Raw genomic sequence first — 14,058 nt, 5'->3', positions numbered from 1 at the left:
GGAAAACGTCTGCTAATGAATAACCTTAGAATACCTGATCGGATTTGGCGAAAGGGTATCAAAGAGTTTGCAGAGCAGCTAAAAAGGTCATCAAGTGTCATGTCTTAAATTCGTGGGGATACCACAGACTCTGACCCTCATCTCTCATCTCTCATACCCATTCGGATTATTGGACTGCCAGCGCCAAGTGTCTTCGATCATTTGCTTAAGTGTACGCTCTGCTTTCCAACCTAACTCATTTTCAGCTTTGCTAGCATCAGCCCAGAATGCTGCTAGATCACCTGCGCGTCGATCCGTGATTCGGTAGGGAAGAGGTTGCTGAGTCACTTCTTCAAAGGTTTTCACCATAGATAGGACAGAGACAGGTTGCCCTGTACCGAGGTTGTAGATATGAATACCCGCGCTGTCCAATGCTTGCATGGATTTAAGGTGTCCAATCGCCAGATCCACAACATGCAAGTAGTCTCTTTCACAAGTGCCATCTTGTGTTGGGTAGTCGCTCCCAAAAATAGAGAGTTGTTGTAGTCGGCCAATCGCGACTTGAGCGATGTAGGGCATTAAGTTATTGGGGATGCCTCGTGGGTCTTCACCGATTAGGCCTGAATCGTGTGCTCCAATTGGGTTGAAGTATCTTAACAGAACGATAGACCATTCAGGATCAGCCTTATACAGATCGGTCAGTACTTGCTCTACCATGGATTTAGAGGTGCCGTAGGGGTTGCTGGTCTTTCCCCGAGGAAGCGTTTCTATGTAAGGTACGGGAGCTTCCTCGCCATAAACGGTCGCCGATGAGCTAAAGATTAAGCGTTTAATCCCCGCACGTTGCATGGCTTGGCATAGAACGATGGTGCCATGAACGTTGTTTTCGTAGTAGTTTAGCGGTTGCTGTCCACTTTCACCGACCGCTTTCAGTCCTGCAAAATGGATAACGGTATGAATAGGGTAGAGTTGCATTACCAGATCAAGGGTTAGAGAGTTGCGAATATCACCTTGAATAAAGATAGGCGCATTGCCGGTGATCTGTTCGATCCGGTTAAACACTTCGCGGTTGGCGTTGCATAGGTTATCAAGTATGACAACCTGATGTCCTGCTTCTAATAATTCAACGGTGGTGTGCGATCCAATGTATCCGGCACCGCCGGTCACTAATACGGCTTTGTTCATACTACGTCCTTATTCATACCGCGAATTATCAAGCATTGTGATAGCGTTGGTATTGTACTATAGAACGGTTTCAGCGTTTGTGTATTATCAAATGTGCTAATCAGTTCTCTGGTAGTACGTTGTATCGCATTGTTTAATATGGACGTTTAGTATAATCAGCTGTTGAGTAAATTAGTCAGCCAAGAGTCTCAATTTATCGGGAAGAGCCAGTGACTATACACCCAGCCGGTGGTTTCCGCTTTGTTGTTGATAATTTCACTGACGAGCCACCAGTGGTCGAGTTTTTCCAGTAGTATCACTTGAGAGTTGCTGGGTAGTGTTTTGATCACGGTGTCTGCGATGCTGGGGCCACTTCTCATGTTTAGCCCCGATGAGGCGGTAACACGGAATTTTGGTTCAAAGATGATGGGATTAAGGATATCTGGTTGTTCCGTTTCTCGTCTGCCTTCTAACAAACCTCTGAAGCGATCAAAAGGAAAGGCTGGACCTGGGTCTTGTTTTCTTCCGGGCGATATATCGTCATGACCAAGGATGCAGTCAGGGGTTAGGTCGTATTGATGAAGGAGTGCTCTGACGACATTGAGAGTGACCTCGATTTGCGTTTCACTGAAGCTTTCCCAGCCTCGTTGAGTGGCGTCATGTTTATGCTTGAGTTGAACGACGTTTTCATCAGGCACTCGAGTGCCTGCCCATGAGCGCCAATTGCCTTGACCTCCGTTTAACCAACCCCAGTTCACCAATTCGATACCGACGGAGTAACTGTTGAGTCCTTTTATGCCTTGCCATTCTGATCTACCCGCATGCCAGCAGCGCTCATGAAAACGTCCCATTTGCACGATGCGACCATCATTGCCAATGATTAAATGAGCTGAAGCCTGTGCCTGTCTGTTTTTGAAGGTGTTAATCGCAGATTGAACGTTGCTACCGCCGGTATAGTGCATGATGATGTAGCGGGGTTTTTGTTCTTTGAGATGACCGCTTTTGTTGGGTGTTTCCTGCCATTCAACACGATCGTTGTTGTCGTGGTATAGCAAATGGTTTTTGATTTTCATGTTATACCTCGTCTTCTTTTTCAGGTGTTGGAATCAGGTTGCTAAGGTTGTCTGGTGGCGGTATGGGAACTATTTTGAAGCGTATGCGTGCCTGGATTTCAGCTGTGTAGCTGTATCGATTCGAGTAACCGGCATCGACGGGCGTCGCATACATTCTGATTTTACTTTTTCTCGGATTTAGCGTGTTTGCCGTGCCACCGGTATTTTCGGTTGAAGTGAGCTCCATTTTCATGGCGACGGTAATGTCGCCCTCTGCCTCTGGAATGGTGTAAAAGGTGGGTTGATAGCCGATGTCTTTTAACATCTGCATGGTTTTATCATCACCTGCTTGGTACAGCCGAAGGGTTTGTGCCAGTGATCCTTGGTCAAGCGCAGCTTGAGCATCGGCTACTCCTTGACCGACAGAAGCAATAATATCGCCTAAGGGTGCCGAAACGGTGTCTTGTATTAGGTTTTGAATTTTGCTTGCCATGTTGACCTCTGTTTCTGCGTTAATGGGCGAAGATAACCAGCACTTTTCTGCCTTTTGCGAGTTTTTCTCCTGCAGCGGGTGACTGTCTAAAAGCTTGTCCTGCACCGAACTGTTTAGGGTCATCTGGATCGCCATAAGCAGCATCTAAGCCAAATCCAAGTTCCCGAAGCAAGCGAGCGACCGCGGATTCACTTAGGCCACTTAAGTCAGGTACATTGGTTTGTGATGATTCTTCTTCAGGTACTTCTGGCAGGTATTCAATGACCATTTCCGAAAGCGCTGCAGCATTGGTGGCATTTTCCAGCAATCGTGAATCAGCCAAGGTGATGCGGTCACCTGAACCGCTGAATAGGCCTTTGACATTGACTTGCACACGGCCAAGTCGAAGGTTGCTACCTGACTGCGATTGTTGTTTGCTGAAGTTTTCCAATCCTGCTGAGATGGAGCGTTGCAATGAAAGAATATCTGTTTCGCTGCCTAATTGTTTTTCCAGCGTGCTCGTTTTTTTGGTGAGGTCTGCTACCTTTTTTTCAAAAGTGTTTTGCAGTTTTTTGATTTCTTCTTGTTTTTGTCTTTCTAAATCTTCGCGTAATTGTTGTGTTTCCAATCTCATTTTAACGAGGTGTTCATCTTTGATGAGCAGTTCAGCTCTGGTTTTATTATAGTTTACTTCTAAAATCCCTTTACTGATCGATTGCTGTGCTAAATCCACCTCGACACGATCGAGCAGTGTTTGGTATTTAGATGTGTCAAATTTTGTTGCCGTTGCTGCAACGCTGGGATTGATCGTCGCTGACTCTTTCAAGATCTCCGCTTTTAGATCTTCGGTTCTTTTGAATGACAGAACACCGGGTTGAGATAGGACACCGAGCATGGGTGTAAAGCTGATATTTTGTCGCTTAGGTAATCCACCGACTTGTTTTTTTAATGTGTTATTGGCGTCGGCAGGGATCAATGGGTATGCTTCATTGTCTAGAATTTCTATCACGCCAAAATCGATGTTTAGTACTCGGGTGGTTGAGTCATACTGAACTAAGCCACCTTCGCTGATGACTTGGGTATTGCTGAGCAGTTGAATCATAGGAGCGGCAGTAAAGGCGCGATTGACTGCTGTGTTTATTTCTCCATCATTGTTTGTTGGATTGTTGATCAGATTGATCCAGGTATTCCTGCCAATCTCGAAGCTTTGCAATAGTACTCTTCGCCCTGATATCGGCTTGTTGTTTTCGTCTACTAATTTTGCCCTAACCATAAGTCGTGCAATGCTCATATTTAATTCCTTAGCGTATGACGCTTAACCGAGTCATTGAGTTACCCATATTGATGTCTAGTATTAGGACGGTGCCTACTCGTGTGTTTTGACCAAAAAATAGATGGGTTTCAGTCTGACCATTTTCTTGAGTCATGAGTGCTGAGCTTTCCAGTCGCGCCGCTGTTTTTCGGTTCAAGGTCTGGTTGCTATTTAGATGCATGCTCATTTCCCAGTTGATATTGATCTCCACTTTACGACCACCGATCAGCTCTCCGTGGCTGTTGCGCGCTAAAATTCTGATCAATCTATCTTTGGCGGTTCTTTTATCGGGGTCTTCTTCAGCAAAGAGTTCTATGAGTGGTAATCCTTCTCCGGGCGGAACTGATACGATACGACCTGATATGTGAGAGCTAATTTCCGCAGTCTGTGTGTTGCTGATGGGGTTGAATCTTAGGCGTTTGATTGCGGGAAGGTTGGTGTTGCCTGTGGTCGTTTCTGTCGTTTGGCGCATGCTTAAATTGACAGCCAAATCGAAATCTACGTAAGGAATATGATAGGAAGGAACGGCTCGGCCATAGATATCAACTGGTGGTAAGTCGTTAAGTGACTCTTGTGCTTCTCTTACGCCATCTGCAATGGAGCCTAGTAAGGATTCGATGGTACCTTCGATGTATTCGTTATTATTCATGTCGTGAATTCCTGCTCGCGTTGACGTGTTTTGTAATTTTCGAGTGCTCGCTCACGTCTTAAGGCATCTTGTGCTTCCTGTTCGCGTTCTTGGATGAGTTTTTCGAGTGCAGCTTGTCTTTGTTGATCTAGGCGTTGACCTATGTCCGCTAAACTGCCGACTTCTACTGACAATAATCGATGCTTGAGTGCTTCATAACCCTTGTCACTGGGAAGTGCTTGCGTGAATCGATCACGAAATTGATTGAATTTGTTCGGTAGTTTTTCGCCCAGTGGTTTTTCGGCTGCTGTTTGCCGTAGAGGAGGAATTGCATCGTTTAAAAGATCTAATTTTGTTGGTCGATCTTGTTCTTTTTCAGAATAAAATTGTCTTAGTGGTAGAGTGTTTTCTTGCGTTCGCGATTTTTCAAGTTCCACTATCTTGTCTTTAACGGCTGTTTGCATCCTAGTTAAGTGGTTTTCTTTTTGTCGTTCCCTGTGTGTTTCCCATTGATGTAATTCATCTCTTCTTTGTTTGAGTGTTTGCACCGGAAATATTCTGGATTCGCGACCTGATGTGCCAGGAACACCTGACTGTCCTTTAGATAGGGACTGCATTTCCGCTTCCAGTTTTTCACGCTGCACGAGAAGTTTCGATAACATCGGTGAAAGTTGTGCTGCATCTTCAAGTGTGCGAATAGGGGGAGGTGCCACTTCCCCCGAAGTGGACGTTTTAGATTTTTTAAGATCTTTCCAGCTAAAACCAGGCATGATCTATGTTCCTGCTAAGTCATGTTTAGTCGGTTGAAGGGTTCATCATGGCTCGTATGCGCTCTTCAAGGATGGCTGGTGCTGGGACAGGGACAAGCTTAGTTCGCATCATTGAACTGCCTTCCGCTGAGTATTGATAGCGTGATGCGAAGCTGGCTGACACAGATGACACGCTCATGGAGCCTGCGGCGAGAATAGGCAGCATGACGCCTCCAGCTTTCGCTTTGACTTGACGTGATTTGTTTTTACTTTCTGTTTCGGTTTGTGTACTGATCGACATTTTCAACTCGATAACGGTGTCAACGAATTGGTAAAAGGTGGGAGTAAAACCTAATTCCAGTAGGCTGTACTTTTTTCCATCGGTAAACTCAACACGGTAGGGGTTTTCTGCTGCTTGACCATCTGCCGTTTCATTTCCAGGGTCCTGTCCTGCCATGATTTGTGCAATTCTTAAGGAAACCAGGTCCAGCTCTAATTGTGCTTCTGCAATCCCAACCCCTAAGTTTTTGATCATTTCTGGAAAGGGGACAGCCAGTAATTCTTGTCCAACGCTCATATTCCCTCACTCCTTCATTAATAAACGAAGTCTTTAATGGTTAGCCTTCTACTTTCGGTTGTCTGGACGCTTCTAATTCCATCAGTGCACGAATTCGATCTTCCAGAATGGGCGGTGGTGGAACAGGGCAGAGCTTAGTTCTGAGTAAGCTGGCGCCTTCTGCTGAATACGAGTATCGGGAGGAGTAGGTGGCATCCACTTGGCTGGTGTTGACGGTTTTATTTCGACTTCCAGTGGCTTTGAACAATCCTAAACCACCGGAAAGGGTTGTGTTGGTGTTTCGCGAAGTGTCTTTTTGACGATCAAATGAGGAGTTTGATTGAGTGATTTTGATGGCAATTTTGACTTCTATAATGGTGTCAACAAATTGATAGAAAGTGGGTGTGAAGCCAAGTTCTAGCATGGATACGCGTGTGGGTACCCGAGTGTCACCATCGTAGGTGTGCCCAAAATAAACCCTACTGTCATCAAAAGCTTTATTGCCATTTTCATCATAGATGACTTTTAATCCACTCATCATTTCGGCAACTTCGACGGAGTTAGCATCCAGCTGCATCTGAGCATCTGCAATTGCAAAGGCCATGTCACGAATCATGTCGCCCATGGGGACGTTGAGTAGTTCTTGTCCAAGTGATAGATCGTTTGACATTGCTGTTCTCCTAGTCCGTTAAGTCACGGGCGTTTCGTATTGTTGTTTAAGGAGTTGAGTAAACACATCAGGTGCTGGTAAAGAGACAAGTCTTGCGGCAATTGAACTCATTCCATTGGCTGACACTGAAAATTTTCGGGCATAGGAGGCTTCAACGCTTGCGGCAAACATCACTGGTCCACCAAAAGCGCCGGCCTTTACACCCGCATTGACGCCGAATTCTGTAGATTCCATCATGCTGAAGCTAAGCTTGGCTTCGACAGTGGCTTCGGTGAAGGCATAAAAGCTCGGTTGGAAGCCCAGTGTCAGCAGGTTGTAGCTTTTGTCTCCGATATCGACTTCAGTTGCGGCCATTTCTTGCGCAAGCGCGATAGAGTTTTGGTCTAAAGCCGCTTGTGCCTGCGCGATGGAGATACCCAGTCGCTCAATGATGGATGGCAAGGGGGCGTTGAGTAATGCCCGCGTTACTTTGGGCACGGCTGACATTAGGAGCCTCCTTTTTTGTCATTCAGGATGGCTTGCATCGATTCAACAAACTCAGTTGGTGGTGGAACTGAAACCAGTCGTGCAGAAATTGATGAGTTGCCCGTAATCTCCATTTCAAATTGACGTGAATAACGAACGTTAAGCGATGCACCCACCGCAACCGTGGTGTTTCCTTCGCGTTCTTTTCGAGTGGTTTGGGTTTGAGTTCGAGTGAAATTAGTTTTGACGGTGACGCCGTCACTGCCACTTAGGTTAATTTCTCTTGAAGATTCGCTAACGAGGATTAGTTTGACTTCATCAGATGCGTTGCTTAAGTAGGCGATATGACCTCTTCGTGTTGCTTCGACTGCCAGTGCGTTAAGTGCGTTTACATCTTTGGTTAAATTAGCCGCAAACGCTTCAGGTGAGTTGGTTTCTAAACCGTCGACGGCGGTTCCAGATAAGGTAAAGTTCGTGCCTTTGATAGAGATTTGTTTGTTGTTTAAGTTGTTAAGACTGACCGCGTTCAATACGTAAATAAACCCATTACCTTGGCTGGTAGTGTCTGATTGTTTGTTTGGCAGCACTTGAGATTTATTAATGACATGTCCCTGAAGTGCATCAACGGTGACAAGATGAACGGATTCATCGAGGAGTATTTCTGCTTTACGACGTAGCGGATTTTCTCCATCTGATGCTGGCGCATCATTAAAGCCTTTTCCTTCTGTTGAGATCATTGATGCGGGTGCTCCAGAGTTAACTAGAAGCTGTTTGATACTTTCGGCACGACGTTTCGAGAGGTCTTGATTCAGTTCCTCCGTTCCTGTGCGACTGGCATGGCCAATCACTTTCATTTTGATGCCTCTGTTTTTTATCACACGAGCGTAAAGCGTTATAAGTTCGCTACTTTCCTGAGTGGATAGTTCATTGGTGCGCTGTTTATCTGCAGCATTGTTGGAATAGGGGATATCTAGATTGACACCAAAATAAAACTGACCTAGTGGTTCTTCGTGTGGATAAACAGAGGCCTTGTAACCTTCAATCGCATCAATCGCATTAGCTACTTTAGTGGCAAAGCCTTTAGTGTTGGTATCAGGTTCTACATCAACACTGGTGTTGGTTTTAAGTTGATAGGTTTCACTACTTGATGGGTTTTCTCGAATGATAATGGTCGCCCGATTAAATTTATTGCCTAAAAATGCGACGCTATTGGGTGTGAATACAACCTCGTCATCTGAAATATCATCACTGACTTTTTGTGGTGGTGGACTAATGGCGGTGGGTTGTTGCACGGGAATGGCACGGGAGATATCTTGATTACCTCTAACTGCCTCGGCGAAGTTTTTGATGCGCTCGTCGAGGCTTTGTCCATCTAGGTTAACGCTTTGGCCATTGATTTGCATCGCGCCGCGTGAATTGCCTTTTATGCTAATTTCAGCCGTTCGTGTTTGGGTTCGCTCTGTAGAGAACCCTTCTGTTTGGCTAAGTGTGTTTTCATCGAAATCCTTAGTTTTATCTGAGTTTTCATATTTGGCTTCAATGCCAAAGTCGACTCCAAAGGATTTCTGAACTTTGAGAGAAAGTTGTAAGGAGCAGGAAAGATCTGCATGTTGAAAGTGGTAAAAAGCAGGTTGTAATCCGAGCTCTAAAAGTGACTTTCCACCGAGTCCTGAGATGGGTCGGATAAAGGCATCGAGTTGTTCAACAGAATTAACATCAAGGGCTTTTTGTGCTTCTGCAATCCCTAGCCCCAGGGATTTTATAAAATCGGCGACACTTGCATCATTCAGCACCTGACCCGGTGACATTCCATCGTAGTCGTTCATGGTGAAACCTCATTTTTGTTCTATACCGGCATGCCGGCCCCTTGAGACAGCGATCGAGCAATCTTTGCATTGACTTGACCTTGTCGTACTACAAAGTAGTGATGTTTGGTTTGTAGCTGTTCGATTCGTGTAAGGTTGATGCTGTAACCTCGCTGAAGCCACCCAAGTAACTCTTTTGACAAAGATACATCCGCATCGCCAGCGGTTTTTATGGCCAGATTAAATGCATTTTTGGCTTCGTCTGTGGCGCCTTTTTTGAGCAGCGTGCAACCAAGCTTTTGAAGAATATCGGCATGATCTTTGTTATGTAGCTTGGAGCTGACTTGTTGAGCTGTGTAGTGTTCGTGCGCTGCTTGGTAAAATTGAATCGCTTCATCGTAGCTGCCTTTGCGTTCTAGGCTTTCCACCACACATTGGGTGTAGTGGCGAAAGAAGACTTCAGGTGCCTTCAATGAAACCGCGATTTTTATCGCCTCACGGTAATGCTTCAATGCTTCTTGGTGCTCATTCTTCAATGCATAAATTTTGCCTTGCTCAGCCAAGCCTAAATGCATGATATGGACATTTTCTGAAATCATACTGCACACTCCTGATAGCTAACTTGAGCACCATTCCTCTCGAGAAGATGTTTCGCAAATCGCGCGAAAGTCTCAGATGTATCTCTTGTGATATAGGGGAGTTTCTTTAATGGGGTGTCTATTAAGCCTAGCTGCTGAAGGAGTGTGTCTACGGGCGAGAGATCTTCAACGGTGTGAATTTGAATTTTTAAGCGCTGAAAGGTGATATTAATCTTTGAGACCAGTAGTCCATGAGTTGCACATTCTGTTTCCAGTTTTAATGCTTCTTGGTGAGAAATGCTTTCATGAATGACTAAGGGTAAATGGGCTTGCACTGATGGGTAATCTGCAGGGCTAATGCCAATAGTGTTTTCTAAATACTGTTGAGCTGCTACTTCTATAATGTCTGGTAAGTTATTAATTAATATGTCATAGCGATAAAAGTCTTGGTTAATAATTTTAATAGGCAAATTGTGACCAAAGTGTTTCCAAATGGTTTGCGCAGTCCTATAGTCCAAGCTTGATAAGCACAGTCCATTGTTTGCTTGTAATGAAAGATTCAGTCGTTGAAGAAATTGATTAAGCTGTTGAGTTTGATAGCTGTTAAGTACTGAGGAGATCAGGTCGTAATTTGCTGTTGTCGGTCTTGATGCAATGATGTTCACCCCTTCTAGAGTTAACAATCTTTTCAGAGCAGATAGTGTTGCTAGGCTAACACTCCCTAGAATAATAGCGGGTGGAGTGATTAAAAGGCTGATGATTTGTGTTTCGTTGATACCTAAGAAGGGTGAAAGTTTTTCTACCACGCTTGGTAAATGTTCAATTTCAGAAATTTGAACTGAAATATCATAGAGTTCTGAGGGTGGCGGTGGAGGTGTCTCGCTCGATTCAACACGCACTTCAATGCCAAGATCTTGGATCAGTGTTGCAAGTTGCTGACAGATATCCTCTGTTAAATTGTCTGCAAGTATGGATGGCGCTCTGTAGAGTTTTTCTGCGACCTTTTCAGGCGCTAGGTTTAGACCGCTAGCAATTACCTTTGTGGCTAAAGCTGTCGCATTGCCAATCGAGGTAACCGTTAATCGATATGATTTTTCTGGCGTAGTCTGACTATTCTCTGTCGCTTCCATAAAGACCTACCGAACAAAACAAGAGTTTAAATGGTTAGGTTAAAACGTTCTTTTGATTTTAGCGTAGCAGCGAATATTTGTGTGTCAAATACGAAAAGTCTAATTAATTTGGTAAGTATTCAGCCCCAAAAAAATAATAAAGTGCTTGGTACCATTCAAACCGCAAGTCAAACAACGACTTATTAACTCACTTGGTTCACAAAACGAAATGCTAATCGCGAATTAGTTCTTCAAGTTACGTAGATTACATTACAGATATGTTGAACACTTTTTAGTGGATTAACTAAAGACTTTTCTAATGTTTTTTTGTAGTCTAAGCACATATTATCGGCAGGTTCGAAGTGCGTCCTTATTTTAAGGGTAAACCTTCAGCTTAAAATTTTGAAAAGGAACTTTATATTATGCGTAACTCTGCGCTCACTTCGCTTATTTCCTCTTACTTTGAACTTACTCCAGACCCATCTGTTGACGCTCAACGTGTTAGCTTTGGAACTTCGGGTCATCGGGGTAGTTCATTAAATCTCTCATTTAATCAACATCATATATGGGCGATAACTCAAGCGATTGTTGAATATCGTCAGCAGGCTGATATTCATGGGCCATTGTATTTAGGACTTGATACGCATGCGCTTTCAATACCGGCTTATGGAAGTGTGCTAGAGGTTTTAGTGGCCAATGGCGTTCATGTTTGTGTCCACCCAAGCGAAGGTTTTACACCTACACCGCTAATCTCTCATGCTATTTTGCAACACAATCTTAAGGATTCATCCTCTTTGTCAGACGGTATTGTTATCACACCGTCCCATAATCCCCCAGAAGATGGAGGTATCAAATACAATACACCAGACGGTGGACCTGCTGCCTCACACATAACGAGTATTATACAAAATCGTGCTAATCAAATTCTGGAAAATGACTTACGTGATATGAAACGCGTTTCATTACAGCACGCTAAACTAAATGTTAAGCCTTTTGATTTTGTAGATCTGTACGTGTCCAATTTACCTAAAGCGATCAATATTGCAGCAATAGAGCGCTTTGGCTTGCGAATTGGCGTCGATCCCATGGGAGGCGCGGCTTTAGAAGTATGGCAAGCAATTGCTCGTCGCTTCAGTTTGCATCTTACGATTACCAATATTCAACAAGATCCGACGTTTGCTTTCATGCCTAAAGATCATGACGGCAAGATTAGAATGGACTGCTCTAGTAAGCACGCAATGGCTAACTTGTTACATCAACGTAACCATTATGATGTTGCTTTAGCGAATGATCCTGATGCTGATCGTCATGGAGTTGTTGATGTTGCTGGGCTAATGAATCCAAATCACTTTTTGGCCGTTGCCATTGATTATCTTTTGCAGAATCGTCCTCAATGGTCGGGAAACTTTGCTATTGGTAAAACACTGGTGAGTTCTTCAATGTTGGATCGTGTCGTTTCTCAGCATGGACGTAAACTTTATGAGGTGCCTGTGGGGTTTAAATGGTTTGTTGATGGTTTGCATCAAGGAGCCTTGGCTTTTGCAGGTGAAGAAAGTGCAGGAGCTAGTTTTTTAACCCTTGATGGACAGCCTTGGTCCACTGATAAAGATGGGATTTTACTGTGCTTGTTGGCAGCAGAAATTTTCGCTGTTACGGGTTTATCACCAAGTCAGTATTACAACGCATTAACTGAAAAATTGGGCCGTCCTTTCTATAAGCGTGTTGATGCACCTGCGTCTCATGAGCATAAGCGCATTTTAAGTGCGATGCAGGCTTCAAGCATTGTTGCTTCTCATTTGCTGGGCGAGCCTATCATTGATATTCATACCTCAGCACCAGGCAATCAGCAAAGTATTGGCGGAGTCAAAGTGGTCTCTGAAAATGGCTGGTTTGCAGCAAGACCCAGTGGAACTGAAGCACTATACAAAATCTATGCAGAAAGCTTTGTGGATGAGTTGCATCTTGATGAGCTTTTAAATGAAGCAGAGCGAATTGTTAAAAACGCCATAAACCAGTCCTCTTGATCAAAATTTAACCTGTACCACAGTACAGTATATATTTTGTCGTTTTGAACCTATTCTGATGACATAAACAAGACCCTATTCAATTTGTATTGATAGGGTGTTGACCTATTCATCACGAGAGGTACATACCATGAGCGTTCAAATAGCAACCGTTGCATCCATCACAGGCGAAGCGTTTGCTCGTCAATCAGACGGTACACTTCGTCAATTAGCAGAGGGTGATGCACTGTTCGCAGGTGAAACCCTTGTAGTTAACAATGGTTCACAAGCCACCCTGAATTTTGACGGCAACGAACTTGTCAATTTAACGGGCCCTCAAGAGTTGCCGATCAGTGAAACACAAATTACGGCATCTATTTCAGATGTAAATGAAAACATTGTCACTGATCCCAGTGTTGCAGCCATATTAGCGGCTCTAGAAGGCGATGGTGATTTACTTGATGAACTTGAAGCTCCTGCTGCTGGTACCGACGGTGCCCCAGATGGCGGTGGTAGCTCGTTTGTTCAGTTAACACGTATATCTGAAAGTGTTGATCCGCTGGCGTTTGAGTTTGAGCAGCAAGCATTTAGTACATTTGAAGCGCCGATTTCGGATGCTGGCGAAGCACCTGAAGAACCTGAGGCACCTGCACCCGATGCTCCTGCGCCAATTAACGCAGTTGTGACTTTAACTCTGATTCAGTTAGATGCACAGGGTAATCCATTACTTAATGAAGATGGCTCCTTTATATTTCTAGATGGCGACTCGATAATCGAGGGAACATTTGTCGGTGTGCTGGCAAATGTTGACGTGCCTCCAACTGAAACACCATTAGTTATCGTGTTAAGTGATGGTCTAGGTACTATAACTATTCCTGTTGGTGGAAATTCTGGTTTTACACCAATTGAAATAAGAGAGGATGATGTATATTTCCAAGGTGAAGAAACTTTCACTGTGGGTGTTGATTCAACATCGGGTGGCGGTTATGACTCGGTGGATACAGGTTCTGATACTGAAGTCTCTGTTATTGATAATTCAGACGCCACCACTGTTTCAATCGGAAGTGTTTCTGGTTTGGAAGGGACGACAGGGGTAACTGTTACAGCTGAAATTTCCTCTGCTCCAATCTCTTCACCGCTTGTTATTACTCTTAGCAATGGTGCAACGATAACCTTCAATGTTGGGCAAACCGTCGCTACGTCTACGCCTTTTGACCTTCCTATTCTTGAGCATGGTGTGCCTGGCAGTTTAACGGATGAGGTTGTTTCTATTTCATTAACTGGAACCGTCACTAGTGGTGGGGGACAGTTTGAGAGTGTTTTGATTGATAATGGCATGCTCATTATTTCTGACGATACACCAAGTGCTGTTGACGACGGCATGGTAACGGTTACAGAAGACGGAGATGTTCAATCGGTTAGTGGCAACGTTCTGCTAAATGATTCATACGGTGCTGATGGCCCAGCTGCCACTGGTGCGTTTGCATGGGATGACAACACAGCGGCTATCAACACT

General features: G+C 44.4%; 14 protein-coding genes. 2 read left to right on the top strand and 12 right to left on the bottom strand.

All coding sequences use genetic code 11. The annotated features are described in order from the left end of the window. Nucleotides 1–144: 144 nt before the first annotated feature. The 12 genes from galE to F7R24_RS14295 form a co-directional block, all read right to left on the bottom strand. The gene (gene galE / locus F7R24_RS14350; RefSeq protein WP_151671952.1) at nucleotides 145–1,164 is read right to left on the bottom strand and encodes a UDP-glucose 4-epimerase GalE; all 1,020 of its coding nucleotides are present in this window, start codon (nucleotides 1,162–1,164) and stop codon (nucleotides 145–147) included. A 188-nt stretch (nucleotides 1,165–1,352) separates the two neighbouring features. Then, nucleotides 1,353–2,216 (bottom strand): N-acetylmuramoyl-L-alanine amidase, encoded by an 864-nt coding sequence (locus F7R24_RS14345; RefSeq protein ID WP_151671951.1) that lies wholly within the window; start codon nucleotides 2,214–2,216, stop codon nucleotides 1,353–1,355. 1 nt (nucleotide 2,217) lies between these two features. Beyond that, nucleotides 2,218–2,688 carry a hypothetical protein gene (locus F7R24_RS14340; protein WP_151671950.1) on the bottom strand — a complete coding sequence of 157 codons (471 nt, stop codon included), beginning with the start codon at nucleotides 2,686–2,688 and terminating at the stop codon, nucleotides 2,218–2,220. A 19-nt stretch (nucleotides 2,689–2,707) separates the two neighbouring features. Further along, nucleotides 2,708–3,958: a PASTA domain-containing protein gene (locus tag F7R24_RS14335; protein WP_151671949.1), complete on the bottom strand. Its 1,251-nt coding sequence runs from the start codon at nucleotides 3,956–3,958 to the stop codon at nucleotides 2,708–2,710. A 10-nt stretch (nucleotides 3,959–3,968) separates the two neighbouring features. After that, nucleotides 3,969–4,628 (bottom strand): hypothetical protein, encoded by a 660-nt coding sequence (locus F7R24_RS14330; protein WP_151671948.1) that lies wholly within the window; start codon nucleotides 4,626–4,628, stop codon nucleotides 3,969–3,971. Continuing rightward, nucleotides 4,625–5,377 carry a hypothetical protein gene (locus tag F7R24_RS14325; RefSeq protein WP_151671947.1) on the bottom strand — a complete coding sequence of 251 codons (753 nt, stop codon included), beginning with the start codon at nucleotides 5,375–5,377 and terminating at the stop codon, nucleotides 4,625–4,627. Before F7R24_RS14325 ends, F7R24_RS14330 begins: the two co-directional genes overlap by 4 nt. 25 nt (nucleotides 5,378–5,402) lie before the next feature. Beyond that, entirely contained in the window at nucleotides 5,403–5,933 is a 531-nt protein-coding gene (locus F7R24_RS14320; protein ID WP_151671946.1) for a hypothetical protein, read from the bottom strand. Between the two features lie 40 nt (nucleotides 5,934–5,973). Continuing rightward, entirely contained in the window at nucleotides 5,974–6,582 is a 609-nt protein-coding gene (locus tag F7R24_RS14315) for a hypothetical protein (RefSeq protein ID WP_206057572.1), read from the bottom strand. Between the two features lie 18 nt (nucleotides 6,583–6,600). Continuing rightward, nucleotides 6,601–7,068 (bottom strand): hypothetical protein, encoded by a 468-nt coding sequence (locus F7R24_RS14310; protein WP_151671945.1) that lies wholly within the window; start codon nucleotides 7,066–7,068, stop codon nucleotides 6,601–6,603. Then, a complete protein-coding gene (locus tag F7R24_RS14305; protein WP_151671944.1) occupies nucleotides 7,068–8,873 on the bottom strand; it encodes an OmpA family protein in 1,806 nt (601 codons plus the stop codon). Before F7R24_RS14305 ends, F7R24_RS14310 begins: the two co-directional genes overlap by 1 nt. Nucleotides 8,874–8,893: 20 nt before the next feature. After that, a complete protein-coding gene (locus F7R24_RS14300) occupies nucleotides 8,894–9,451 on the bottom strand; it encodes a peptidylprolyl isomerase (protein ID WP_151671943.1) in 558 nt (185 codons plus the stop codon). Then, complete coding sequence (locus F7R24_RS14295) at nucleotides 9,448–10,560, bottom strand: hypothetical protein (protein WP_151671942.1); 1,113 nt, start codon at nucleotides 10,558–10,560, stop codon at nucleotides 9,448–9,450. Before F7R24_RS14295 ends, F7R24_RS14300 begins: the two co-directional genes overlap by 4 nt. Nucleotides 10,561–10,961: 401 nt before the next feature. Between F7R24_RS14295 and F7R24_RS14290 the strand changes: the two genes are divergently transcribed. Next, nucleotides 10,962–12,563: a phosphohexomutase domain-containing protein gene (locus F7R24_RS14290; RefSeq protein WP_151671941.1), complete on the top strand. Its 1,602-nt coding sequence runs from the start codon at nucleotides 10,962–10,964 to the stop codon at nucleotides 12,561–12,563. A gap of 130 nt (nucleotides 12,564–12,693) precedes the next feature. Continuing rightward, a partial coding sequence (locus F7R24_RS14285; protein WP_151671940.1) for a retention module-containing protein occupies nucleotides 12,694–14,058 on the top strand: 1,365 nt, incomplete at its 3' end.

The sequence above is a fragment of the Nitrincola schmidtii genome, from assembly GCF_008973715.1.
Classification (GTDB): domain Bacteria; phylum Pseudomonadota; class Gammaproteobacteria; order Pseudomonadales; family Balneatricaceae; genus Nitrincola; species Nitrincola schmidtii.
The sequence above is the reverse complement of the archived record's forward strand: the minus strand, read 5'-3'. Positions and strand labels throughout refer to the sequence as shown.

Coding starts and splice junctions, on each gene's coding strand:
- F7R24_RS14295 (WP_151671942.1), bottom strand. CDS start 10,560: ATGGAAGCGACAGAGAATAGTCAGACTACGCCAGAAAAATCATATCGA.
- F7R24_RS14320 (WP_151671946.1), bottom strand. CDS start 5,933: ATGAGCGTTGGACAAGAATTACTGGCTGTCCCCTTTCCAGAAATGATC.
- F7R24_RS14310 (WP_151671945.1), bottom strand. CDS start 7,068: ATGTCAGCCGTGCCCAAAGTAACGCGGGCATTACTCAACGCCCCCTTG.
- galE (WP_151671952.1), bottom strand. CDS start 1,164: ATGAACAAAGCCGTATTAGTGACCGGCGGTGCCGGATACATTGGATCG.
- F7R24_RS14345 (WP_151671951.1), bottom strand. CDS start 2,216: ATGAAAATCAAAAACCATTTGCTATACCACGACAACAACGATCGTGTT.
- F7R24_RS14300 (WP_151671943.1), bottom strand. CDS start 9,451: ATGATTTCAGAAAATGTCCATATCATGCATTTAGGCTTGGCTGAGCAA.
- F7R24_RS14330 (WP_151671948.1), bottom strand. CDS start 4,628: ATGAATAATAACGAATACATCGAAGGTACCATCGAATCCTTACTAGGC.
- F7R24_RS14305 (WP_151671944.1), bottom strand. CDS start 8,873: ATGAACGACTACGATGGAATGTCACCGGGTCAGGTGCTGAATGATGCA.
- F7R24_RS14335 (WP_151671949.1), bottom strand. CDS start 3,958: ATGAGCATTGCACGACTTATGGTTAGGGCAAAATTAGTAGACGAAAAC.
- F7R24_RS14290 (WP_151671941.1), top strand. CDS start 10,962: ATGCGTAACTCTGCGCTCACTTCGCTTATTTCCTCTTACTTTGAACTT.
- F7R24_RS14315 (WP_206057572.1), bottom strand. CDS start 6,582: ATGTCAAACGATCTATCACTTGGACAAGAACTACTCAACGTCCCCATG.
- F7R24_RS14340 (WP_151671950.1), bottom strand. CDS start 2,688: ATGGCAAGCAAAATTCAAAACCTAATACAAGACACCGTTTCGGCACCC.
- F7R24_RS14325 (WP_151671947.1), bottom strand. CDS start 5,377: ATGCCTGGTTTTAGCTGGAAAGATCTTAAAAAATCTAAAACGTCCACT.